The sequence below is a fragment of the Ensifer sp. Root278 genome (genome assembly GCF_001429285.1).
In the GTDB taxonomy this organism is placed as follows: Bacteria; Pseudomonadota; Alphaproteobacteria; order Rhizobiales; family Rhizobiaceae; genus Ensifer.
Genome location: NZ_LMJJ01000001.1, coordinates 185,911 through 208,815, shown reverse-complemented (window position 1 = coordinate 208,815; position 22,905 = coordinate 185,911). Strand labels below are relative to the sequence as shown.

Here is a 22,905-nt window from a genome sequence, read left to right as displayed (position 1 = left end):
CAGCACATCCGTTGCGCTTTCCAACGCCCCAAGCGGCCGACGCCGCTTACGGTTTCAGCGCATAGAGGCGAATGGGCGAACCCTCGGAAACCGGAAGGGGCGAAAGGAACGCCGGCACGCGCCCGGCGGCAAGCTCAGCATAGAAGCCTTGTGGCGCCCGCGCGGCGATCATTCGCGCCTGCACGTCCGCAGCGCAGAAGGCCAGGACCGGATGTCCGAGCTGGCGCAACATGGCCGCCGCGTCCTCGGCCGGTGCCAGACCGATCTTCAGCTCCATGAGCATGCCGGCGGCATTGCGATGGTAGGGTGCGCTCAGCACGCGGTGCTGGGTGCGGCGAAGCAGGGTTGCACCGATATCCGATGGCCCGACAATGAACGACGGCGGCAAGCCTTCCAGATCGGTCAGCGATGACGTTGTCAGGCACGCCTTACCGTTCGAGGTTGCGGTTTCACCCGCCACAACTCCTCCGATTCCCTTGTCGACAAGAACCCCGGCAATGGCCCAAACCGCTGGAACCGAAATGAGAAGCGTGCCGACATAGAGCAGAGACGCGCCCACGCCTGCCGTTCCGCCGTTTGAGCGGGCACGCAGATTCGAGAGCAGCAACGCGATCGGTACGATCGCCAGGAGATTGGAAAAGGCCATTCCGCGTACCTGGATGAGCGCAATCATCAGGTTCGAAAACACAAGCGCGAAGAGGATGAGGTTGAGATCGACCCTATCGCGGCGCCAGATGCGCCAGGCACAGAGAAGCGCGGCAAAGGCACCGGTGAAATAGTAGGCGCCGATGCTCGCGGGTTCCCCCGTTGCAACGGCTGCGAAAGAGCGCGCTTCGGTGACGTTGTCGAGCCACAGCTCGCGGAGCAGCGGGTCAAGTGCTGCCAAGGGATTGCCCAGGCATTGCGGCGCCACCAACAGTGCCACGGCAATGACCCCCAGGCCGCAAGCGCCAAGGGCAAAACACCGGACGACCGTCGACCGATGGCTTAGCGTGGCGGCGGCAAGCGCCAGCAGGCCGCCTCCGGTCAGCGCCAGCGAATAGAAGGCGATCGAGAGGTTGTCGCAGGTTGCAGCCAGGTAGAGGCGCGGCGGTACCGTCACGAAGAAGAAGAGGCTCAGGCTTGCAGCGAGCGAAAGGCCAAAGGCAACGGTAGCCTGCGAAGCCTGTCGGCCGACCCAAACCCACTGGCAGGCAACGACCGCGCAGACCACGGCCACAAACGGCGTCGTTTCCGCACCAATGGCAATCGCCAGCGCCGCCGCCAATCCTGCAATGGCGTAGCTCGACGCGCGAAACTCTCGATCGACCAGCGTTGCTGCCATGGCTGCGACGAGTACCAACTGCACGTTGTGGTGATCGATCGAGCCGCCAAGGAAGCGATTGGTGGTGACGATGAAGATCGTGGTGAGTCCCAGGCAGAAATGCATCGCCGCCACGCCACCGGCACGACGGCCGGCCAGGCCCATGGCCGCCAGCAACGGGATCGCAAGCGAAATCGGCCAGAACCCCAAGGCCAAAGTTTCAGCCTGCGCCGTCCCGACGAACGGCCTGAAGACGGAAATGAGTGCGGCGATCGGCAGGTCGATGAGGCGCGACCAGTGCATCAGCGTGCCGCCTTCCAGGCCGAGGCGGGCTTGCGTCAGGTCGAACCAGCTCTGGCCAGCGAGGAGATCGCGGACCTGAACCAGACGCATGACATCATCATTGTCGCGGCCAACATAGTCGGACGCCATCAGGAACCGGGCGACAAGGACGAGGATGGTGGGAGCGCCGTAGACGAACACCATCGAACGCAGGCTCGACCAGAACGGCCTCGGCGCGTTCTTCGAAATCGCCTCAGAAAGCGTCGCCGTCCCGTTCGCCATGGATCCTCGCCCGTCTCGATCACATCGCAACCTAACGACGAGCGCTCAAAAAAGCGTAAAGCCCGCGACAATTTGGGGGGTTGCGCGCACGGACGCGGCCCTTGGCGTCTTGTTAACACCCTGATGCCTATGATGACGCCGACCCAACATGAGCCGAGCCACCCGGATGTTCGACCGTTTCAACATCGCCGTTCTGCTGCCTTGCTACAACGAAGCGTCGACCATCGGGCAAGTGGTTCAGGGCTTCCAGGCGGCACTGCCGACGGCGCAGATCTATGTCTACGACAACAATTCGACGGACGGCACGGCGCTGAAGGCCATGCTTGCCGGTGCGACCGTCGTGCGCGAGCGCCGGCAGGGCAAGGGGCACGTGGTGCGCCGGATGCTCGCCGATATCGATGCCGACATCTATGTGATGGCCGACGGCGACAGCACCTATTGTCCGACGGATGCGGAAGATCTGATCCGCACCTTGATCACAGAGCGCGCTGACATGGTCGTCGGGACGCGGCGCGGCGTCCACAACGACGCGGGCAGACAGGGTCATGCGCTCGGCAACAGGCTCTTCAACCTTCTCTACCGATCGATGTTCGGTACGGATTTCAACGACATCTTCTCCGGCTACCGGGTCTTTTCGCGGCGGTTCGCCAAGAGCTTCCCTGCCGTTTCGAACGGCTTCGAGATCGAGACGGAGATGTCGGTCCATGCCTCGCGGCTGAAACTGCCGGTCGCAGAGCTTGAACTGGACTATGGCCGAAGACCCGACGGCTCCCATTCCAAGCTGTCGACATACAGGGACGGCGCCAAGATCCTCTGGACCTTCGCAATGCTCATGAAAGAAACGCGGCCTTTCACGTTCTTCGGACTGATCGGCATGGCTTTCCTCTCGACGAGCGTCGGTTTCATGATGCCGGTGCTGCTCGAGTATTTCGCCACCGGGCTCGTGCCGCGCATGCCGACCTGGGTCTTCGCGCTGGCCATGCTGATGGTGTCGATCATCATGTTCACGGCGGGCCTGATCCTCGATTCCGTCTCACGGGCCCGGACCGAGCAGCTTCGTCTTCACTATATCGCAACCGCCGCACGGGCCGCTCCCCTCGACAGCGCGAAGGGCGGCCTCGCTTTGTCCCAGACCGAGGACTTGGTGATCGGAACGCAGGCACGGATCGTTCGGGAACATCACGGATGAACCGGGAAACAACCAACCGCATACGCTTCATCATCGAAGACGTCATACCGCCGATCCTCAGGGATTCGCGCCTGTTCAAGGGCATGGCGAGCCTCGCCTGGGGCAAGCACATCGCGCATCTCGCGGAGTTTCGCGCACGGGCGCCGTTCCTGTCGGCACGCGAATACGAAGACCTCTATCGGCGCCATCCGAGGGTTCACGAGGGAACGGACAATTCCGAAGCCTGCGTACGCAAGATCGCCGCAAGCATCGCCGGCGACAGCGTCTGCGACGTCGGCTGCGGAACCGGCGTTCTGTTGAAACGGATCCGCGCTGCCAATCCCGAGGTCAAGCGCCTGACAGGCGTCGACTTCGCCATCGACGACGCGGCCCGGATCGAGGGCGTGGAATATCACGCGGCGATGATCGAGGACCTGCCATTTGCGGATGGCGAGTTCGACACCGTCGTCTGCACCCATGTCATCGAACATATCCTCGACTATCGCAAAGCGATCTCCGAACTTCGACGGATTGCCCGCCGGCGCCTGATCATTGTCGTGCCACGCGAGCGCGAGTATCGCTACACCTTCAATCCGCACTTCAATTTCTTCCCCTATACCCACTCCTTCCTTCGCGCGGTGCATCCGGTGCCAGCCGAGCACGAGTGCATCGATATCGGCCGCGACATCTACTATCGCGAAGACAAAGCTCTGGCGGTGTGAGACGTGGCGATGAACCTCAATCTTCAGCCCGCCGTCTGGTTCGGACTGTTCTTCACGCCGGTGCTGATTTCGGCCGGTCAGATCCTCTTCAAGCTGACAAGCGCCAAGACCGGGGATGCCAACGCGCAAGGGCTGCTGGCGCTGGCCCTTAACCCGACATTGCTCACCGCCTTGGCCGTCTACGGCATCGGCACGATCATCTGGATCTTCACGATCAAGTCCGTGCCGCTGACGATCGCCTATTCGTTCATGGCGCTCACCTTCTGCATTGTGCCGCTGCTTGCCGCCGTCTTTCTCGGCGAGGCGGTAACGCTGCGCTACGCCCTCGGTGCCGCGCTGATCATCGGCGGCATGATCATCATCAACTCGTAAGGATACCCGGGACCATGATCGTCACCGCCTCCTTCCTCCTCGGCATCATCACATGCGGTCTGCGCTCTGCGCGTGTCTGCCTGCTGGTCGGTGCGGTGTTGCTGGCTTTGGCGGGTGCCAGCGGCAGCTGGGTCGAAGCGGCGGCAGCGATCGGCGCCTATAATATGGGCGTCGCGTTGATGCTATGCGGCGCCATCGCAGTCGGCCTGCAGCGCGACAGCCGCTAGAGCGCCGCGCGTTCAGACGAACGCACAAAGGACGCTTTAGCACTTATCCTTTTCGCTCGAAAAACGCCTTGGTCTCCTCGTCCGCAGGGAAGAAGGATTCGATCAGCACACCCTCCACCAGCGCATCCTGGGTCGAGCCGAAGGTCTGCAGCGTGGTGATGAAGCTCAGCCGCAGGCCGCCGACATCGAGTTCGATTGGAAGAACGGGAAAGCGGTCAGTATCCGGATGGTTCTCGACCGCGCGCACCACCGCAGGATTGGAGGCGACCTTCTCCAGGCGTTTGCCGAGGCCGCTGCGCGGTCCTTGCAGCCAGGCCTCCGTGCGCACGCGCTGGACGAGATCGGCGGCCGCCGGCTCCCAATTGACGACCAGCTTGCGCACATTGTCGTTGCCGAGGAAGGTGTCGAGGAAATTTTCTCCCGGCTGGAACGGAATGTCGGCCGCCGTGGCGAGGCTCGCCAGCGCCGGGTTGACCACCAGCAACGTATATTCGTGGTCGAGCACCAGGCCGGGATAGGGATCGTGGCGCGCCAGGATGAGCCTGATGGCATTGGCGACGGCCGGCGGCATGGCGTCCAGGCCTGCGGCCGGCCGCGTCGCCATGCGCGGTCGATAGCCGGCTGCCGAAAACAGTGTCCCCTGGTCGCGGGCCGGGACTTCCAGTACCGAGGCCAACCGCAGGATCATGCCTTCCGACGGTTTCGAGCGGCCGGTTTCGAGGAACGAGAGGTGACGCGCCGAAATGCCGGCGGCAACCGCTAGGTCGAGCTGGCTCATGCGGCGGTGTCCGCGCCATTCCTTCAGATGTTCGCCAAACTGCATGTGTCGTGATTCTCCATTTGTCCGTAAAACTGGCGCGCGGGCCGAGTAAAATCCATTCCGTCAGAGGTAATTGGTTTGATGACGTCATCGGCGCAACATCCGGCCATCGACAAACGGATGGAGCCGAAGATGACCCTCTCGAACCGCAGCCTGCTCAACAAGACCTTCCTCGCCGACGGCGCCTTCTCACTCGCCTCCGGTGCCGTGCTGATCCTCGCAGCAGTGCCGCTGGCTGCACTGGTCAATGCCGCCGCAACGCCCTTCATCACGCCTGTCATGTTGAAGGCGTTGGGTGCCGGTCTGTTGATCTGGGGGATATTCCACCTCTCGGCGGCGCGCAATGGCGGCCCGGTGGCGGCCTCGGCGCGCATCAGCATTGCCGGTGACGTGCTCTGGCAGGTGGCCAGCCTGGCGCTGCTGCTCACGGCCTATGCCAATCTTTCCGCCGCCGGCATTGCCCTCGTCGTCATCGGCATGATCGGCGTCGCCGACTTCCTGTTCTTCAAGCTGCGCGGTCTGGCGCAGGAGCGCGCGGCGATCGCCTGACGATGGTCTCAAGAGATCGCGAAAGGCGTCCGCCGGTCATACCGGCGGACCTTCTCGTCTTCTTCGATGGCCTCAGATGGTCTCCCAGCCATCCTTGGCGCTGGCGCGATAGATCGCGTCGATGAATTTCTGATTGAGACGCGAATTCTCGAGCGTCACCACTTCCTCGTCCTCACCCTTGGCGGCGCGCGAGAAGGCTTCCGCCTGAAGCTTGTACTGGCGGGCATCCTGGAAGCGGAAGAGCTGGGACTGGGCGTGGTTCTGGTTCGTGAGTTCCACCTCCTCACGGCCGTAACGATCGGCGTTGAAGGGCGACTTCACCTCGATGAAGCCCTTGTCGCCATGGAAGACCATGACCTGGCGGGCGGCGAGCTGGGTGGAGATATAGAAGCTCAGCTCGAAATCGCCGAAGTCTGCCCGCACGCTCGAATAGATGTCCGTGCCGAATTCCGGATCGCGATCGGTGCTTGCCTGCACCCGCAGCGGCTCCTTGGCCGTGACGAAGCGGGTGGTGATCGTCGGGTACACACCGATATCCGGCAGGCCACCGCCGCCGAGCGCCGGAATATTGCGCATGTTGTTGGGGTCGCGGTTGAAATAGGTGAAGGCGCCCTGGACGTGGCGCAGCCGGCCGATCGCGCCTTCGGCCAGCAGCGAGCGCACCTTGCGCCAGACGGGGCTGTAGGTGACCATGAAGGCTTCGGCGATCACGACACCGTTGCGGTCGCGGGCGGCAATCAGCGTATCGATCTCGGAGGCCCGCAGCGCAATCGGCTTTTCGCACAGCACGTGTTTTCCGGCGTCGGCCGCCTTGATCGACCATTCCACGTGCTGTGCCGTCGGCACCGGAATATAGACCGCATCGATCACGTCGGACGCCAGCATCTCCTCGTAGGAACCGAAGGCATGCGGTGCGGAGAAGCGGTCTGCCATCGCCCGGGCTTTTGCGAAGTCGCGGCTGGCTACAGCCGAAACGACACAGTTTTCCGCGTCCTGAATGGCCGGCACGACGAGGTCGCGGCCGATCCGGGCCGTGGACAGAATTCCGAAACGTAACATGGTGAAGCTCCCTGATTTTGCGGCCGAGACTAGCGCCGAGGTACGTACCTATCAAGCGATTGATACCGTTCCGGCCGAGATTCGCGTTTCGCAGAAAAAACCCGGCAGACGGGTGACAATGTCAGCTTTTCTGCCCTATCTTTCCCTTCGCAATCCTCCCGATCGCGTTATGCTTTCATCCAGTCCAATGGAGCGAAACCATGGAAAAACTGAGACTTGGCCGTACCGACCTGACAATTGCGCCCCTTGTCTTCGGCGGCAATGTCTTCGGCTGGACCGCCGACGAAAAGACCTCCTTTGCGCTGCTCGACGCCTTTTTCGATGCCGGATTCAACGCCATCGATACTGCTGATGTCTACTCCTCCTGGGCGCCGGGCAATCAGGGCGGCGAATCCGAGACGATCATCGGCAAATGGCTGAAACAGTCGGGACGGTCGCGCGACAAGGCCGTCATCGTCACCAAGGTCGGCTCCGAACTCGGGCCCGACCGCAAGGGGCTTTCGCGCCGCTGGATCCTGCAGGCGGTCGAGGATTCGCTGCAGCGGCTGCAAACCGACCATATCGATCTCTATCTCTCCCACTGGCCCGATCCGGAAACGCCCTACGAGGAGACGCTGGCGGCCTACGACCAATTGCTGACCGAGGGCAAGGTCCGGGCCATCGGCGCCTCCAACCTGAACTCGCTGCAACTGCGCGAGGCGCTCGACGTATCCGCAAACCAGGGCCTGCCGCGCTATCAGGTGTTGCAGCCGGAATACAATCTCTACGACCGCGACGCGTTCGAAGGGCCGCTGCGCGATCTCTGCATTGCCGAGGAGATCGGCGTCATCAGCTATTTCGGGCTGGCGCGCGGCTTTCTCTCGGGAAAGTACCGGACGCACAAGGACCTCGAAGGCTCGGCACGCGGCAGCGGCGTCGAGAAATATCTTGACGGGCGCGGCATGCGCATCCTCGGCGTGCTCGACGACATCGCCGCCGACACCGGAGCGACCCAGGCGGAAATCGCGCTCGCCTGGATCCGGACGCGCAAGGGCGTCACGGCGCCGATCGCCAGCGCCACCAGCCTCGCGCAATTGGAGAGCCTCATTCGTTCTGCCGCACTGGAGCTGTCGGATGAAGCGATCCGGAAGCTCAACGATGTGGGCGAATGACGGGAGCAAAACCAACCCGATGGCATTGACGACACGCGCTGCGACAGCCGGCGACGAGGCGGACTGGCGCCGCCTCTGGGCCGGCTATGTCGCCTTTTCCGGCACCGATCTCGCCGGGGACATCATCGACCTCACCTGGAAGAGGCTGACCGATCCCTCGACGCCGCTTTTCGCGCGCTTGGCGATCCTCGACGAAAAGACGGTGGGCTTTGCCATCTGCCAGGAGCAGCTCGCCACCTTCTTCCGGCAACCGATCTGCTACATCGAGGATCTCTATGTCGATCCCGCCGCACGCGGCCAGGGCGTGGCACGGGCAATGATCGACGATCTCATCGCGCATTGTCAGGAGAAAGGCTGGGACCGGCTCTACTGGTACACCGAGGCCGACAATGCCATGGCGCGGCGGCTCTACGACCGCTACTCCGGGACCGACGACCACGTGCGCTACAAGGTCAATTTCGGCACGTTCCTCAAATCCGGAAATCCGGCATAGGCCTCCGCATGGCTACCGGCCTGATTTGCCATGCCGGCCTTCGTCAGCAGCCCGCGCGGTTGGATAAAACTCGATATCCGACGCGCCGGCCGCTCGTGCCACTGGATGTTGAAGGCCCATAACTTCGGGAAAAAGCAAAGCGAGGCATAGGGCAGATGGTCGTGGATCCACCAGGCGATCGACTGCCAGCCGCCGATATCGCCGCGGCGATCCCAGACCCAGGGGATGACGATGCAGGCGCTGGCGCCGATGCATCCGTCGGCATCGCGCATGTCCCAGATATGGTCGGCGGCCGAAGCGGCATTGGTCGAGCAGTTGAGACCATTGGCATTGCCGAAGCCGTTGACGGCGCGGTTGCGGTAGCCTGAGCGAATGACGAGGCGACCGAAGGTCGCCTCTAGCGGCTCCAGCAACTCCTCGCAGAGGCGGCGCCCGGCCTCGATCGCGAGATCCGGATCGTCAGGAATGTTCGGGATGCGATAGAAATCGGCGATCTCCGAATGCAGAAAGTCGCGGAAGAAGAAATTCCTGGACAACCGTACCCGGCCGAGATCTTCGAGACCCTTCATCGAACCGGGCTTCTTCATCGTTTTCCTTTCTCATCCGAACAAACGGAGTGCGAGACCAATGGCATTCCAAATCCGGCCCAACGGCGCCACCCGTTTCCACACCGCGGCTATCTGCTGTGCCGGAAGAAATCGATGAAGGCGCGCAGTGCCGGCCGCATCTGCCTGCGGCTTGGATAATAAAGATAGGGGCCGGCATAGGGTGCGCACCAGTCTTCCATGACACGCTCCAGCCGTCCTTCGGCGATCGCCGTTTCCACCCGCGACAGGAAGAGATAGGCAAGGCCGGCGCCGCCCATCGCCGCCTTGATGATCGGCCGGTCCTCGCCGAGGATCAGCGGGCCCTCGACCGATACCGTCAGCTCCTCGCCGCCCTTCTCGAACTCCCAGCGATAAAGCGTGCCGTTGGAGAAGCGTCGGCGGATACAACGATGCTCCGCCAGGTCGCGTGGGTGCTGCGGCCGGCCGTGGCGCTCGAAGTAGTCGGGCGAAGCGACGACGGCGCTTTCCAGCTCAGGCCCAACTTTGACGGCGATCATATCGGCTTCCAGGCTTTCGCCGAGCCTGATGCCAGCGTCGAAGCCTTCTTCGACAATATCGGTGAAGCCATCCTCATTGGCGATCTCCAGGACGATCTCCGGATAGAGGTCCAGGAACGCGCCGAGCCTTGGCGCGAGGATCAGATCTGCTGCAAACCGCGGCGCCGTGATGCGCAGATTGCCGGCGGGACGCTCGCGGGCGTCGGCGGCCGCTTCCAGCGCATGGGCGATCTCTTCCAGCGCCGGCGCCAGCCTTTCCAGCAGCCGGCGCCCCACCTCGGTCGGCGCGACGCTGCGTGTGGTGCGCGCCAGCAGGCGAATGCCGAGGCTCGCCTCGAGGCTGCCGACGGCGTGGCTGACGGCCGACGGCGCCACGCCGAGTTCTCGGGCGGCCCCGCGAAAACTGCCATGGGCGGCAACGGCGGCCAATACCGCGAGTTGAGAGAGCTGCGTTCTGTTCATTGATCGAAATAATAGAACAGCCCGTGAGAATTGACAGTGATTTTCAGCCGCCGCGTATGGCCCTATTCTTCAATCGTCGCCAACGTCTGGACGAAGCGAGGAGCTCGTCTGCGATGGCAACGAGGAACCGTCGCCCGCCATTCAGGCGCATCGGCGGTGTCCAGCCACCAATTCATGCCTCGGACGATAGACGCGCCCTCCCAGCGCGTTCGTTCCGACGCGTGACAGCCAGACAAAGGAAACGACATGAAGACCCGCAAACTCGGGAACGACCTTACCGTCTCCACCATCGGCCTCGGCTGCATGGGCATGAGTTTCGCCTATGGCGCAGCCGATGAGGCGGAATCGATACGCACCCTTCACCGCGCCGTCGACCTCGGCATCACCTTCTTCGACACAGCCGAAGTCTATGGTCCTTTCGAAAACGAGAAACTGCTCGGCAAGGCGCTCGGTTCCATGCGCGACAAGGTGACGATCGCCACCAAATTCGGCTTCCGCATCGAAGCCGGGGTGCCGGCGGCCCAGGCGATCAAGGGCGTCGACGGACGGCCGGAGCACGCGAAGGCGGTGGCCGAAGCCTCGCTCAAGCGGCTCGGAACCGATGTCATCGATCTCTATTACCAGCATCGTGTCGACCCGGAGGTTCCGATCGAGGATACCGTCGGCGCCATGGCCGAATTGGTGCGCGAGGGCAAGGTGCGGGCCCTCGGCCTTTCCGAAGCGAGTGCCGCCACCATCCGTCGGGCCCACAAGGTTCATCCGATCGCCGCTGTCCAAAGCGAGTATTCTCTGTGGTCGCGTGACCCGGAAGCGGACGTGCTCGCCACCTGCCGCGAACTCGGCATCGGCTTCGTGCCCTACAGTCCGCTCGGGCGCGGCATGCTGACCGGCGCGCTGCGCAAGGCCGATGATCTGGAAGCCGACGATTTCCGGCGCTCGCTGCCGCGTTTCCAGGCGGAGAATTTCGACGCCAACGTCCGGCTGGTCGAAACGCTTCAAGCGCTGGCTGAGGAAAAAGGCGTGACCGCGGCTCAACTCGCGCTCGCCTGGGTCATCAACCAGAGTGATTTCATCGTGCCTATCCCGGGCGCCCGCAAGCTCGACCATCTGGAGCAGAATGCGGCCGCGGCAGGCATCCCGCTCAGTGCCGAGGAATCCAGCCGCCTCGCCGAAGCGCTATCGCCGGCACTTGTCGCCGGCAATCGCTACACGGACGCCTCGCTGGCGCTCACCAACCGTTGACCTTGAGCGTTTCCAGGGAGAAACGGAGTCTTGGAAACACTCTATCTCTGTGATTTCACCGCATTTCCTGACGGAAAACCGCTTCGCACTTTTCCTGGAATGCTCCATTTCTCCCCGCCTCCCGTGAAGGGCGGGGAGATTCCCATCGAAATTCACGCCGGACGCACTACCTCTCAACCAACGGCAACAAATCCGGAGGAGCGGGAATGTCCGACGAGCAGGCGATCAGCGCGGTGGTGCACCTCTATGTCGACGGCATGGCCTTTGCCAACGAGGGCGCGCTGCGCAAGGCGTTTCACCCCGATGCGGCGATTATCGGCAACTACAAGGGCGCGCTCGAATGGACGACGCGCGACGGCTTCATCAAGACGATCATCGAGACGGGTGCAGCCCCCCCTGGAACCCAGCCGGAGATGGACGTGCAGAAGATCGATATCACCGGTGACACTGCAACCGTGAGGGTGGTCGACAGTTTCGCCGGCGAACGCTATTCCGATCATCTGTCGCTGGTGAAGATCGACGGGCGCTGGGTGATCGTCAACAAGGTCTTCCATCAGCACGCGTGATGACGGCACCCCCAGAGAAACCCGAGCCGACGGGCAGGCTCATCGGCATCGACCATATCCAGCGTGCCATGCCGGCGGGTGCCGAACCGGCGGCACGCGGCTTCTACAGCGGTCTCCTCGGCCTCTCGGAGGTGAGCAAGCCGGCCAATCTTCTCGCGCGTGGCGGCTGCTGGTTCGAACAGGGCAGCATCCGCCTGCATCTCGGCATCGACCAAGACTTCAGGCCGGCACGCAAGGCCCACCCGGCCTTTCTCGTCGACAATCTCGACCGCCTGACGCTGCGGCTCGAAGCGGCCGGTGTGACGATCGCCCAGGACGAGCCGCTTGCCGGCTACCGCAGATGTTATGTCCACGATCCCTTCGGAAATCGCATCGAACTGATGCAGCGCGTGGATTGAACCGCAAAACGAAAAGGGCCGCTGGATCGCAGCGGCCCTTTCGATTGATACGTGCTTGAGCCGGTTACGCCCGCAGAACGCCGCCCGTCGACTTCGTCACATTGGCGACGATCTTGGCGGTGAGCGCTTCAAAATCCTCGTCGGTCAGCGTGCGCTCGACCGGCTGGATGGTGACCTCGATGGCGATCGACTTCTTGCCTTCGCCGAGCGAAGCGCCCTCGAAGACGTCGAAGACGCTGACGCCGGTGACCAGCTTGCGGTCGGCGCCGGAAGCGGCGCGCAGGATGGCGCCGGCCTCGACCGCCTTGTCGACGACGAAGGCGAAGTCGCGCTTGACCGCCTGGAACGGCGAGAGATCGAGCGCCGGCTTGGTGCGGGTCGCCTTCTTCTTCGGTTCGGGCATGGCGTCGACATAGATCTCGAAGCCGCAGAGCGCGCCGGAGACGTCGAGCGCTTCCAGCGTCTTCGGATGGAACTCGCCGAAGGTGCCGAGAACGATCTTCGGGCCGAGCTTGATCGTGCCGGAGCGGCCCGGATGGTACCAGGCGGGACCACCCGGCTCGAACTGGACGTTGCCCATCGCCACACCGCAGGCTTCGAGCACCGCAATCGCATCAGCCTTGGCGTCGAAAACGTCGACCGCCTTGCCACCGCCCTTGGCCGCGTTCGACCACAGACGGCCGGCGCCGTTCAGCGAGGCGGTGCCGCGGCGGATGCCGCCAGCGACGCGGCGCTGGGCGTCCGGCGTATCGCCTTCATAGGTGCCGGATACCTCGAAGATCGCGACGTCGCCAAAACCCTTGTCGGCATTGCGCTGGGCGGCCGTCAACAGACCCGGCAGCAGCGACGGGCGCATGTCCGACATGTCCGAGGCAATCGGATTGGCGAGCTTGAGCGCCGGCGCACCGCCGCCGAAGAGCTTTGCCTGATCCTCGGAGATGAACGACCAGGTGACCGCTTCCAGCATGCCGCGGCTTGCAAGCGTACGCTTGGCAAGGCGGGTGCGGATCTGCAGCGTCGTCAGGATCTTGCCGTTGACCGTGCCATGGCTCGGCAGCGGGGCGGCGACGATGTTGTCGACGCCGTGGATGCGCATGACCTCTTCGACGAGATCGGCCTTGCCGTCGACATCCGGACGCCAGGATGGAACCGAAACCTTGAAGCGTTCACCCGAACCCTCGACACCGAAGCCGAGCTTCTTCAGGATCGAGACGCTTTCTTCCGAAGAAACCTCGAGGCCGGTCAGGCGCTTCACCTCGGAAACCGGGAAATCGACGATCTTCGGCTGATAGCCGGCATAGCCGACCACTTCCGCCTTGGCGGCCTTGCCACCGCAGAGCTCGAGCACGAGCTCGGTGGTGCGCTCAAGGCCGGGCACCATGTATTCCGGGTCGACACCACGCTCGAAACGGTAACGCGCATCGGTGATGATGCCGAGCGTGCGGCCGGTCTTGGCGATGTTCATCGGATCCCAGAGCGCCGATTCGATCAGCACGTCGGTGGTGTTCTCGTCGCAGCCGGAATGCTCGCCGCCCATGACGCCGCCGATCGATTCGATCGCCTTTTCGTCCGATATGACGACGTTGTTGGGGCCGAGCTTGTATTCGCGCTGGTCGAGCGCCAGCACCGTCTCGCCGTCCCTGGCGCGGCGGACCGTCAGGTTGCCCTTGACCTTGGCGGCGTCGAAGACGTGCATCGGTCGGCCCTGGTCGAAGGTCATGTAGTTGGTGATGTCGACCAAAGCGTTGATCGGGCGAAGGCCGATCGCCAGCAGCCGCTGCTGCATCCACTTCGGCGACGGGCCGTTCTTGACGCCGCGCACGAGCCGCAACGAGAAGCCGGGGCACAAGTGCCTGTCTTCGCCGAGGTCGAGCGTCAGCTTCACCGGCGTTTCGCCTTCGACGGCGAAGGAGGGCGCAGGCCGTGCTTTCAGCGTGCCGAGGCCGGAGGCCGCGAGGTCACGGGCAATGCCGTAGACACTGGTGCAGTCCGGGCGGTTCGGCGTCAGGTTGATCTCGATCATCGGATCGTCGAGACCGGCATAGGCGGCGTAGCTCGTACCGACCGGCGCGTCAGCCGGCAGGTCGATGATGCCGTTGTGGTCTTCGGAGATCTGCAGCTCCTTTTCCGAGCACATCATGCCGCGGCTTTCGACACCGCGGATGGTGCCGACGGCGAGCGTCACGTCGATGCCGGGCACGTAGGTTCCGGGAGCGGCAAAGGCGCCGACGAGGCCGGTGCGCGCATTCGGCGCGCCGCAGACGACCTGGATCGGGGCGCCCGAGCCGGTGTCGACCATCAACACGCGCAGTTTGTCGGCATTCGGATGCTGCTCGGCCGAGACGACCTTGGCGATGACGAAGGGCTTGAAGGCGGCCTTGTCGTCGACGTCCTCGACCTCGAGCCCGATCATCGTCAGCCGCGCGCAGATCTCTTCCAGCGAAGCGTCGGTATCAAGGTGGTCCTTGAGCCAGGAAAGCGTGAATTTCATGATTTCACCTGTGTCCTAGAGCATTTTGCAGTCAGGTGGCATCACCTGACGTCGCACAAATGCGGCAAAACAAAAAGAAAGAGCGGAAGCGCGAACGAATGTGAGCGCATCCACTCTGATCAGCTGCGCGATCAGGCCGAGAGACCGCCGAACAGCGTCGGCATGTCGAGCGGGCGGAAGCCGTAATGGGTCATCCAGCGGACGTCCGCATTGAAGAAGTCACGCAGGTCAGGCATGCCGTATTTCAGCATGGCGATGCGGTCGAGGCCCATGCCCCAGGCAAAACCCTGGTACTCGTCAGGATCGAGCCCGCCCGAGCGCAGCACGTTCGGGTGCACCATGCCGCAGCCGAGGATTTCCATCCAGTCGGTGCCTTCGCCGAACTTCACGATCGGACCGGAGCGGTCGCACTGGATATCGACCTCGAAGGACGGCTCGGTGAAGGGGAAGAACGACGGACGGAAGCGCATCGTCACCTGGTCGACCTCGAAGAAGGCCTTGCAGAACTCTTCCAGCACCCAGCGCATGTTGGCGACATTCGCCGCCTTGTCGATCACCAGGCCTTCGACCTGGTGGAACATCGGCGAATGGGTCGCGTCGGAATCCTGGCGATAGGTCTTGCCGGGGATGATGATGCGGATCGGCGGCTGCTGCGCTTCCATGGTGCGGATCTGCACCGGCGAGGTGTGCGTGCGCAGCACCTTGCGGTCGCCCTTCTCATCCGGATTGAAGAAGAAGGTGTCGTGCATCTCGCGGGCCGGGTGGCCCTCCGGGAAATTCAGCGCCGTGAAGTTGTAGTAGTCGGTCTCGATATCCGGACCTTCGGCAATCGAGAAACCCATGTCGCCGAAGATCGCGGTGATCTCGTCGACGATCTGGCTGATCGGATGAATGCGGCCGCGCTCGGCGGGCGACGAGCGGACCGGCAGGCTGATGTCGACGGTCTCTCGCGCCAGGCGCTCGGCGATCGCCTGATCCTTCAGCGCCGACTTGCGGGCGGCGATCGCGTCGGCGACCGTGGTCTTCAGCGCGTTGATCTGCGCACCGCGGGTCTGGCGCTCTTCCGGCGTCATGGTGCCCAGCGTCTTCAGGAGCTCGGAGATCGAGCCCTTCTTGCCGAGCGCGTTGACGCGCACGGCCTCGATCGATCCCTCATCACCTGCGGCATCGATGTCCGCCAGCAGTATCCGTTCCAGTGTTTCCAGTTCGCTCATTCTGTCCTGCCTCGATGCGGGAATGGGTTCGGTTCTATATCGGCTCAAGTCTTCAGGAATGTGATCGCGCCGCGGTCGCAAAGAATGCCAGTGCAAAGACGCAGGGACGACGAAGCCGGAGGCCCGGCTGAAGCGTCGTCGGAAGGTGGAACCGGGGCAGTTCCTTTCGATCGTCTCGCACGTTCATCTCGCGAAATAAGAAAAACCCGCGCTAGCCCTGCCAGCGCGGGTTTCCCAACGAATTTTAAGTACGGTTTTGGGAAAACGCTGGCTTAACGGACAGCGCTTTCAAACTCGTTTGTCGTGCCGGCTTCCTTGAGGTAGGCAAGCGCCTTCTTGGAAGCTTCGACGAGGGCGCCGAATGCTGCCGGCTCATGGATAGCCATGTCGGACAGAACCTTGCGGTCGACTTCGATGCCAGCCTTGTTCAGGCCGTCGATGAAGCGGCCGTAGGTCAGGCCGAATTCGCGGACGGCAGCGTTGATGCGCTGGATCCAGAGAGCGCGGAAGTTGCGCTTGTTGACCTTGCGGTCGCGGTAAGCGAACTGCTTCGAACGATCAACCGCAGCCTTCGCAGCGCGGATGGTGTTCTTGCGGCGGCCGTAGAAGCCCTTGGCTGCCTTGAGTGTCTTCTTGTGCTTGGCGTGAGCGGTTACGCCGCGTTTTACACGTGCCATGTCATGATCTCCTTAACGTGTCCAAAATGCCTGAAAGTCTTAGAGACCGTTGGGCAGGTAGTTCTTGATGACCTTCTTGCCATCAGGCTCCGCGAGAACCATGGTTCCACGTGCGTCGCGGATGAACTTGTTGGAACGCTTGATCATGCCGTGGCGCTTGCCAGCAGCTGCTGCACGAACCTTGCCAGTAGCGGTGATCTTGAACCGCTTCTTGGCAGACGATTTCGTCTTCATCTTGGGCATTTTGCTACTCCATTTTTCTTAAGAATTCGAAACGGACAGACGAGGTCCATTTCCAGCGTTAAGAACGGCCACGGCATGCCCTGCCGGACCGTTCGGACGGGGGCTTATAACCGCACATGCCGAAAAGCGCAACTGGGGAATCGAAGATGGCGCTGCAAGCGGTGGCCGAACGCTTCCCCATACACCTCTAGCACGTTCGTCAGCGCATGCTCCAGGCGGGAGCGCGATCTGCGGCGGCCGCCGCCAGCCTCGAAGAAAAAAGCCGCCCGGAAGGCGGCTTTCATCAATTTGGTCTTACGACTGACGGCAGCGGCGGCTTAGCGCGGCGCCAGAACCATCATCATCTGGCGGCCTTCGAGCTTCGGCTCGGCCTCCACCTTGGCGATCGCCTGGGTATCATCCTTGACCTGGAGCAGAAGCTTCATGCCCAGTTCCTGGTGGGCCATTTCGCGGCCGCGGAACTTCAGCGTGACCTTGACCTTGTCGCCGTCCTCGAAGAACCGGTTCATCGCCTTCATCTTCACGTCATAGTCATGCGTGTCGATGTTCGGGCGCATCTTGATTTCTTTGATTTCGACGATCTTCTGCTTCTTGCGCGCTTCGGCCGCCTTCTTCTGGTTGGCGTATTTCAGCTTGCCAAGATCCAGAATCTTGCACACCGGCGGTTCGGAGTTCGGTGCGATCTCTACCAGATCAAGACCTGCTTCTTCCGCCATGCGGAGCGCCTGGTCGATCGGGACGGCACCGATATTCTGGCCTTCGGCATCGATAAGCTGAACCCGGGGCACCCGGATTTCCTTGTTTGAGCGCGGTCCCTCCTTGACGGGGGCGTCCGTTTTGAACGGTCTGCGAATGGTCGTACTCTCCTCGAGCTATTTCCGAAATGTTGTTTAATTCGTTCGCCGGCGCGATCACAAACGAAGCGCCTGAATCTGTCACCGACGGCAATGTGTGAATTGCGGCGCGAGAGTCAATAGCACGGCTTTCAAGGAAAATCACCACCTGTCGATACCAAGGCGAATCTGTTTTAGAAAGAAAATCGCCAGTTAAACGGGCTTTTGGAGATTACGGGCATGCACAATACGCCAGCCGAGACGGAAATCAGCTTCATCGAGGTCGGCACGGATGCGGCTCAGCGCAGGATCGCGATGCGCGTGCGCCACCCGGAGAAGCCATCGGGACAGCCGACGCTCGTCTGGCTCGGCGGCTACCGTTCGGACATGACCGGCACCAAGGCGGTCGAGGTCGAGCGCTATGCCATGGAACGGGGCGCGGCCTGCGTGCGCTTCGACTATTCCGGCCACGGCGCCTCCGGCGGCGCCTTCACTGATGGCACGATCTCGCGCTGGCTCGAGGAGAGCCTTGCGGTCATTGATCGGGCGGCGCCGGGCCGCGTCGTGCTGATCGGCTCGTCGATGGGCTGCTGGATTGCGCTGCGGGTCATCCAGGAGCTCAGGCAGCGTGGCGACGGAAACCGTGTCGCCGGCCTGGTGCTGATTGCGCCGGCGCCGGATTTCACCGCCGAACTGATCGAACCCAACCTGACCGAAGCGGAGAGGGCCTCGCTTGCCGAACGCGGCTTTTTCGAGGAACCCTCCGAGTACAGCCCGGAGCCGAACATCTTCACCCGCGCCCTCATCGAAGACGGGCGCGTGAACCGGGTGCTTGAGGGCACGATCACCACCGGCTGTCCGGTGCACATTCTGCAAGGCATGCGCGACCCCGACGTTCCCTATACCCATGCGCTGCGGCTGATGGAGCACCTGCCCTCCGACGATGTCGTCATGACACTCATCCGCGATGGCGACCATCGCCTTTCGCGTGAAGAAGACATCGCTAAAATGAAGCAGGCCATCGGCACGATGCTCGCCTGAGCCCGGGCGGGAGAACGCCCCGCCCCTTCCGCCGCAAATTGCCCCAAAACCGCGCTGCCCCGTGGACCGCCCACGATGCAAGGGTTTTCGTGCGCGTGGTCTCGCTTTTAACCATAAAATCCGATGTCCCGATTCCGGCGATTGACTCTGCCGCGCCGACGCTATTAACTCTTTATTAACGATTAGAGCAGCGACGGGGACGAACCTAAAGAAGCTGCCTTCAACTCAGGATTGCGCGAATACGTCCGGACAGGAAGAGCCCGGCATACCGCGTTGCAGGGGACTTGTATGGCGTCTTGGACTGGAGTTAAGGGAAGTATCGCGGCGTTCTGCGCACTTTTCATTTCAGCAAACACGGCAATTCCTGCACAGGCAGGTTCTTCTCCATGGATGCAGACCGGCTCGGCGACATCGCAGCCGATCGGCCACTACGAATTCTGCCAGAAGTACAAGAGCGAATGCAATGTGCGCTCCAAGGGAACGGTTGCTCCGCGCGTGACCGAACGCGGCTGGGCCGCCATCCGGCAGGTGAATGCTGCGGTCAATCGCGAGATCACGCCGGTCACCGACCTGGAACTGCACGGCAGGGACGAAGTCTGGTCCTATCCGGACAACGCCGGCGACTGCGAGGACTTCGTGCTTGAGAAGCGCAAGCGCCTGATGAGCAAGGGCTTCCCGGCGAGCGATCTCCTGATCACCGTCGTTCGCAAGCCCGATGGCGAAGGCCATGCGGTGTTGACCGTGCGCACGGCGCAGGGCGACTTCATTCTCGACAATCTCGAAAACGGCGTAAGGCTCTGGACCAACACGCCCTACCGCTACCTGAAGCGCCAGGCCTCGAACCACAGCGGCCGTTGGGTCACCATCCAGAACGGCGCCGAAGTCGTCGTCGGCTCGGTCGGCAACTGATCCAAAGCAAAGTAAAGAGTTTCAAAAAGGGCCGGTCAGACCGGCCCTTTTTCGTATTTGCCGCTCACCCGTCACGCGTTGCCGATCAGGATGCCGGCCGCGAGCACCAGGCCACCGCCGAGCACCACCTGGAATGCCGCCCGCAGGAACGGTGTTTCCATATAGCGGTTCTGGATGAAGGCGATCGCCCAGAGTTCGAAGAAGACGATCACCGCCGCCGTGGCGGTCGCCGTCCAGAAATGCGGGATCAGATAGGGGAGCGCGTGGCCGAGGCCGCCGAGTGCGGTCATGATGCCGGAGGCAAGGCCGCGCTTGATCGGCGAACCGCGGCCGGAGAGCTTGCCGTCATCGTGGGCCGCCTCGGTGAAGCCCATGGAGATGCCGGCGCCGACGGAGGCCGAGAGACCGACGAGGAAGGTCTGCCAGGTATCCTGGGTCGCGAAGGCGGCGGCAAAGATCGGCGCCAGCGTCGAAACCGAACCATCCATCAGGCCGGCAAGGCCGGGCTGTACGTAAGTGAGGATGAACTGGCGGCGCGACGTCTGGTCCTCTTCGGCGCGCACGTCCTCGGGCGTGTGCTCTTCGCCAAGCCGCCGGGCGAGCGATTCATGCGATTTTTCCGCGATCGCGAGATCGCCGAGCAGCTTGCGGGTGGCGGCATCCTGGGTTCTCGCCGCGGCCTCGACATAGAAACGGTGCGCCGCTTCCTCCATCGCTTCGGCTTCCTCGCGCGCCTTTTCGATCGGCATTTCGGCAATCAGCCAGTCGGGCTTGCGCTCGGGGAAGTCGCGCACGTGTTCGCGCCGGACAAGGGGAATGCGGCTGCCGAAGCGCTGGACGTGCAGATCGATCAACCACTGCCTGTGGTGGCTTTCTTCCTCCGCCATCTCCTCAAACACTTTTGCCGAATGGGGATATTGCTGCCGGAGCGCATCGGCATAGGCGAGATAGATGCGTCCGTCGTCCTCTTCGGACGAGATCGCGAGCGCCAGGATTTCCTGCTCGCTTAAGGAAAGAAAGGGACGTTTGGAACGGGAGAAGAGGCGCGAAAACATTGGGAGAAAACCTTCTTTAGAATAATTCTAAAAATAGAAAACCGAGACGGCACCGTCAAGGCCAAAGCCATGCAATCATGCGACAATCTCTCGACAGAGTGTTGCGGCTGAGCCACGATGAAGGCTCTCGCGAATTCCCTTCATTTCCGGAGCGATCGCCTCGATGAGGACCATCTATCCGCTTTCCGAAAGCAAGGACACGTTACTGGATCGGCTTGGAGCCAGGCTTGCCGCGCGGCTGCAAGCGCAGACATCCGGCTACGAGCCCTACACCCCTTCCGATCAGGAAACCCTGGCGCGCACGCTGCGCCCGGGCGACGTTCTCCTGATCGAGGGCAACCAGAGGGTTTCGGCGGCGATCAAGTATCTGACGCAATCGACCTGGTCACACGCCGCGTTCTTTGCCGGCGACCAGATGCCGTTGACGCTCGACCAGGCAACGCTGCCGGTCATCGAGCGGCCACAACTCATCGAGGTCAATATCGGCGAGGGTTGTGTTGCGGTGCCGCTGAAGAAATACGCGTCGTTCAACACGCGCATCTGCCGGCCGATCGCGCTGACGCCGGATGATCGCACGGCGCTCGTCGGCTTCATGATCTCGCGGCTCGGGATGAAGTATGACCTGAAGAACATCCTCGACATGCTGCGCTACTTCATGCCGACCCCGCCGGTGCCGGTGCGCTGGCGGCGGCGCCTGCTTGCCTTCGGCTCCGGCGATCCGACGCGGGCGATCTGCTCGACGCTGATTGCTGCCGCCTTCGAGCAGATCCGCTATCCGATCCTGCCGGAAGTCACACGCGCGCCCGGGCGGGCGGCGGCGACCTCGACCTATTCGCGCGAGGAGATCCTGCACATCCGGCACCACTCGCTCTATACGCCCAGGGATTTCGACCTCTCGCCCTTCTTCGCGATCGTCAAGCCGACGCTCGAATTCGGCTTCGACTACAAGCGGCTGCGCTGGAACGGCGACGGCGATCACCCGTTCAAAGGTTGAGGGCGAGCGCCTGTTCGCGGGCCATGAAATCGCGCTGACGATCGGTGATGTAATCGCGCACGATCGGCGCCGCATCGCGCGAGCGCGAGAGCTGCATGTGAAAGACGAGCTGGCTGCCGGTGCGGAACATCATCTCGGCGCTGATCAGATAGAACTCCCACATGCGGGCGAAGCGCTCGTCATAAAGCCCGATCACCTTGTCGCGGTTGGCCTCGAAGCGCGCGCCCCAATGGGCGAGCGTCGTGGCGTAGTGCACCCGCAAGAATTCGAGATCCGTGACCCAAAGACTGTTGCGCTCGACCACCTCGAAGACCTCCGAGAGCGCCGGCGAATAGGCGCCCGGGAAGATGTATTTCCGAAGCCAGGAGCTCGCCATGCCGGGGGGGCTCATGTGACCGATCGAATGCAGCACCGCGAGGCCGTCATCCGGCATCAGCGCATTCAGCTTCTTGAAGAACTCGTCATAGTGATGCACGCCGACATGTTCGAACATGCCGACCGAAACGATGCGGTCGAAGGGCCCCTGGACATCGCGGTAATCCTTAAGCTCGAAACGCACCCGGTCCCCTAGACCTGCCTTCCGCGCCCGTTCGGTGGCAAGCGCCTGCTGCTCCTTGGAAAGCGTCACGCCGAGCACCTGCACATCCGCGAGCTCGGCAAGGTACATCGCGAGATCGCCCCAGCCGCAGCCGATATCCAGCACCTTCATGCCGGGTTCCAGGCAGAGCTTGGAGGCGAGCAGCCTCAGCTTGTTGCGCTGGGCCTTTTCGAGCGTCTCGTTGGGCTCGCGGAAATAGGCGCAGGAGTAGAGCATGTTCTCGTCGAGGAACAGCTTGTAGAATTCGTTGCCGAGATCGTAGTGATGCGCGACGTTCTGCTGCGCCTTGCCCTTGGGATTGGCCTGCTGCCGCTTGCGGAACCGCATCTTCACCGCCCGCAGAAGTTTCTGGATCGGATAGGACCCGAGCGACAGCCGATTGATCGAGAAAAGCGTCAGGAAGTCCCTGAGCGTCGAGCCCTCCTCGAAGCGCATGGTGCCGTCCATATAGGCTTCGCCGGCGGCGAGTTCAGCGTTGAAGACGAGGCTGCGGTAGAGCTTCTTGTCCGTGAGCCGCATCGTCACCTCCGGTCCGGGCGTGCCGGAAAAGACGTGGCGCTTGCCGTCGGCGTCGATCACCGTCAGGCGACCCTTGCGAATGAACGACTTCATCATATGCGACAATGGGAACATGCAGGCCCTCTTGAGA

At 62.6% G+C, this 22,905-nt stretch carries 25 protein-coding genes; 13 read left to right on the top strand and 12 right to left on the bottom strand.

Features of this window, described 5'->3' with window-relative positions; all coding sequences use genetic code 11:
• Positions 1-46: 46 nt before the first annotated feature.
• Positions 47-1,867, bottom strand: coding sequence for a hypothetical protein (locus ASE60_RS01045; RefSeq protein WP_082615693.1), 1,821 nt, complete (start codon positions 1,865-1,867; stop codon positions 47-49).
• Positions 1,868-2,015: 148 nt separating this feature from the next.
• On the opposite strand from ASE60_RS01045, the gene ASE60_RS01040 reads away from it, so the two are divergent.
• From ASE60_RS01040 to ASE60_RS01025, 4 genes are read left to right on the top strand one after another with little or no spacing between them, the layout of a single operon-like run.
• The gene (locus tag ASE60_RS01040) at positions 2,016-3,056 is read left to right on the top strand and encodes a glycosyltransferase family 2 protein (RefSeq protein WP_082615692.1); all 1,041 of its coding nucleotides are present in this window, start codon (positions 2,016-2,018) and stop codon (positions 3,054-3,056) included.
• Complete coding sequence (locus ASE60_RS01035; RefSeq protein ID WP_057247883.1) at positions 3,053-3,757, top strand: class I SAM-dependent methyltransferase; 705 nt, start codon at positions 3,053-3,055, stop codon at positions 3,755-3,757. Before ASE60_RS01040 ends, ASE60_RS01035 begins: the two co-directional genes overlap by 4 nt.
• Before the next feature lie 9 nt (positions 3,758-3,766).
• Positions 3,767-4,129, top strand: a complete 363-nt coding sequence (locus ASE60_RS01030; RefSeq protein WP_057247882.1) for a hypothetical protein — start codon at positions 3,767-3,769, stop codon at positions 4,127-4,129.
• 14 nt (positions 4,130-4,143) lie between these two features.
• Complete coding sequence (locus ASE60_RS01025) at positions 4,144-4,356, top strand: hypothetical protein (RefSeq protein ID WP_057247881.1); 213 nt, start codon at positions 4,144-4,146, stop codon at positions 4,354-4,356.
• A gap of 43 nt (positions 4,357-4,399) precedes the next feature.
• Here the strand turns inward: ASE60_RS01025 and ASE60_RS01020 are convergent, their stop codons facing one another.
• The gene (locus tag ASE60_RS01020; RefSeq protein WP_057247880.1) at positions 4,400-5,179 is read right to left on the bottom strand and encodes a helix-turn-helix domain-containing protein; all 780 of its coding nucleotides are present in this window, start codon (positions 5,177-5,179) and stop codon (positions 4,400-4,402) included.
• Between the two features lie 129 nt (positions 5,180-5,308).
• Here ASE60_RS01020 and ASE60_RS01015 point away from each other — a divergent pair, with 129 nt between their 5' ends.
• Positions 5,309-5,725: a hypothetical protein gene (locus tag ASE60_RS01015; protein WP_244495498.1), complete on the top strand. Its 417-nt coding sequence runs from the start codon at positions 5,309-5,311 to the stop codon at positions 5,723-5,725.
• Positions 5,726-5,797: 72 nt separating this feature from the next.
• Here ASE60_RS01015 and ASE60_RS01010 read toward each other — a convergent pair whose 3' ends face one another.
• Positions 5,798-6,784, bottom strand: coding sequence for a Gfo/Idh/MocA family oxidoreductase (locus ASE60_RS01010; protein WP_057247878.1), 987 nt, complete (start codon positions 6,782-6,784; stop codon positions 5,798-5,800).
• Between the two features lie 200 nt (positions 6,785-6,984).
• Here ASE60_RS01010 and ASE60_RS01005 point away from each other — a divergent pair, with 200 nt between their 5' ends.
• The gene (locus tag ASE60_RS01005) at positions 6,985-7,935 is read left to right on the top strand and encodes an aldo/keto reductase (RefSeq protein ID WP_057247877.1); all 951 of its coding nucleotides are present in this window, start codon (positions 6,985-6,987) and stop codon (positions 7,933-7,935) included.
• Between the two features lie 19 nt (positions 7,936-7,954).
• Positions 7,955-8,428: a GNAT family N-acetyltransferase gene (locus ASE60_RS01000; RefSeq protein WP_057248235.1), complete on the top strand. Its 474-nt coding sequence runs from the start codon at positions 7,955-7,957 to the stop codon at positions 8,426-8,428.
• Here the strand turns inward: ASE60_RS01000 and ASE60_RS00995 are convergent.
• Together ASE60_RS00995 and ASE60_RS00990 are read right to left on the bottom strand one after the other, a co-directional pair.
• Entirely contained in the window at positions 8,380-9,015 is a 636-nt protein-coding gene (locus tag ASE60_RS00995) for a hypothetical protein (protein ID WP_057247876.1), read from the bottom strand. The genes ASE60_RS01000 and ASE60_RS00995 overlap by 49 nt on opposite strands.
• A gap of 89 nt (positions 9,016-9,104) precedes the next feature.
• Positions 9,105-9,995: a LysR family transcriptional regulator gene (locus ASE60_RS00990; protein WP_057247875.1), complete on the bottom strand. Its 891-nt coding sequence runs from the start codon at positions 9,993-9,995 to the stop codon at positions 9,105-9,107.
• Between the two features lie 246 nt (positions 9,996-10,241).
• Between ASE60_RS00990 and ASE60_RS00985 the strand changes: the two genes are divergently transcribed.
• The 3 genes from ASE60_RS00985 (at position 10,242) to ASE60_RS00975 (ending at position 12,201) form a co-directional block, all read left to right on the top strand.
• Complete coding sequence (locus ASE60_RS00985) at positions 10,242-11,237, top strand: aldo/keto reductase (RefSeq protein WP_057247874.1); 996 nt, start codon at positions 10,242-10,244, stop codon at positions 11,235-11,237.
• A gap of 206 nt (positions 11,238-11,443) precedes the next feature.
• Positions 11,444-11,803 (top strand): nuclear transport factor 2 family protein, encoded by a 360-nt coding sequence (locus ASE60_RS00980; RefSeq protein ID WP_057247873.1) that lies wholly within the window; start codon positions 11,444-11,446, stop codon positions 11,801-11,803.
• Positions 11,803-12,201: a VOC family protein gene (locus ASE60_RS00975; protein ID WP_057247872.1), complete on the top strand. Its 399-nt coding sequence runs from the start codon at positions 11,803-11,805 to the stop codon at positions 12,199-12,201. The genes ASE60_RS00980 and ASE60_RS00975 overlap by 1 nt, the downstream gene beginning before the upstream one ends.
• Positions 12,202-12,265: 64 nt before the next feature.
• On the opposite strand, the gene pheT is transcribed toward ASE60_RS00975, so the two are convergent.
• The 5 genes from pheT to infC form a co-directional block, all read right to left on the bottom strand.
• Positions 12,266-14,692 carry a phenylalanine--tRNA ligase subunit beta gene (gene pheT / locus ASE60_RS00970; protein ID WP_057247871.1) on the bottom strand — a complete coding sequence of 809 codons (2,427 nt, stop codon included), beginning with the start codon at positions 14,690-14,692 and terminating at the stop codon, positions 12,266-12,268.
• 131 nt (positions 14,693-14,823) lie between these two features.
• Positions 14,824-15,906 carry a phenylalanine--tRNA ligase subunit alpha gene (gene pheS / locus ASE60_RS00965; RefSeq protein WP_057247870.1) on the bottom strand — a complete coding sequence of 361 codons (1,083 nt, stop codon included), beginning with the start codon at positions 15,904-15,906 and terminating at the stop codon, positions 14,824-14,826.
• Between the two features lie 272 nt (positions 15,907-16,178).
• Positions 16,179-16,583: a 50S ribosomal protein L20 gene (rplT, locus tag ASE60_RS00960; RefSeq protein WP_025425551.1), complete on the bottom strand. Its 405-nt coding sequence runs from the start codon at positions 16,581-16,583 to the stop codon at positions 16,179-16,181.
• Between the two features lie 39 nt (positions 16,584-16,622).
• Positions 16,623-16,826 carry a 50S ribosomal protein L35 gene (gene rpmI, locus ASE60_RS00955; RefSeq protein ID WP_025425550.1) on the bottom strand — a complete coding sequence of 68 codons (204 nt, stop codon included), beginning with the start codon at positions 16,824-16,826 and terminating at the stop codon, positions 16,623-16,625.
• A gap of 317 nt (positions 16,827-17,143) precedes the next feature.
• A complete protein-coding gene (infC, locus tag ASE60_RS00950) occupies positions 17,144-17,680 on the bottom strand; it encodes a translation initiation factor IF-3 (protein WP_057247869.1) in 537 nt (178 codons plus the stop codon).
• 219 nt (positions 17,681-17,899) lie between these two features.
• Here infC and ASE60_RS00945 point away from each other — a divergent pair, with 219 nt between their 5' ends.
• Together ASE60_RS00945 and ASE60_RS00940 are read left to right on the top strand one after the other, a co-directional pair.
• Positions 17,900-18,700 (top strand): alpha/beta hydrolase, encoded by an 801-nt coding sequence (locus ASE60_RS00945; protein ID WP_057247868.1) that lies wholly within the window; start codon positions 17,900-17,902, stop codon positions 18,698-18,700.
• 288 nt (positions 18,701-18,988) lie between these two features.
• On the top strand, positions 18,989-19,609 hold the full coding sequence (locus ASE60_RS00940; RefSeq protein WP_057247867.1) for a transglutaminase-like cysteine peptidase: 621 nt from the start codon (positions 18,989-18,991) through the stop codon (positions 19,607-19,609).
• 71 nt (positions 19,610-19,680) lie between these two features.
• Here the strand turns inward: ASE60_RS00940 and mbfA are convergent, their stop codons facing one another.
• A complete protein-coding gene (mbfA, locus tag ASE60_RS00935; RefSeq protein WP_057247866.1) occupies positions 19,681-20,664 on the bottom strand; it encodes an iron exporter MbfA in 984 nt (327 codons plus the stop codon).
• Positions 20,665-20,827: 163 nt separating this feature from the next.
• Between mbfA and ASE60_RS00930 the strand changes: the two genes are divergently transcribed.
• The gene (locus ASE60_RS00930) at positions 20,828-21,658 is read left to right on the top strand and encodes a lipo-like protein (RefSeq protein WP_057247865.1); all 831 of its coding nucleotides are present in this window, start codon (positions 20,828-20,830) and stop codon (positions 21,656-21,658) included.
• Here ASE60_RS00930 and ASE60_RS00925 read toward each other — a convergent pair.
• Positions 21,648-22,889 carry a cyclopropane-fatty-acyl-phospholipid synthase family protein gene (locus tag ASE60_RS00925; RefSeq protein WP_057247864.1) on the bottom strand — a complete coding sequence of 414 codons (1,242 nt, stop codon included), beginning with the start codon at positions 22,887-22,889 and terminating at the stop codon, positions 21,648-21,650. The two genes, ASE60_RS00930 and ASE60_RS00925, sit on opposite strands and share 11 nt — an antisense overlap.
• Positions 22,890-22,905: the final 16 nt, after the last annotated feature.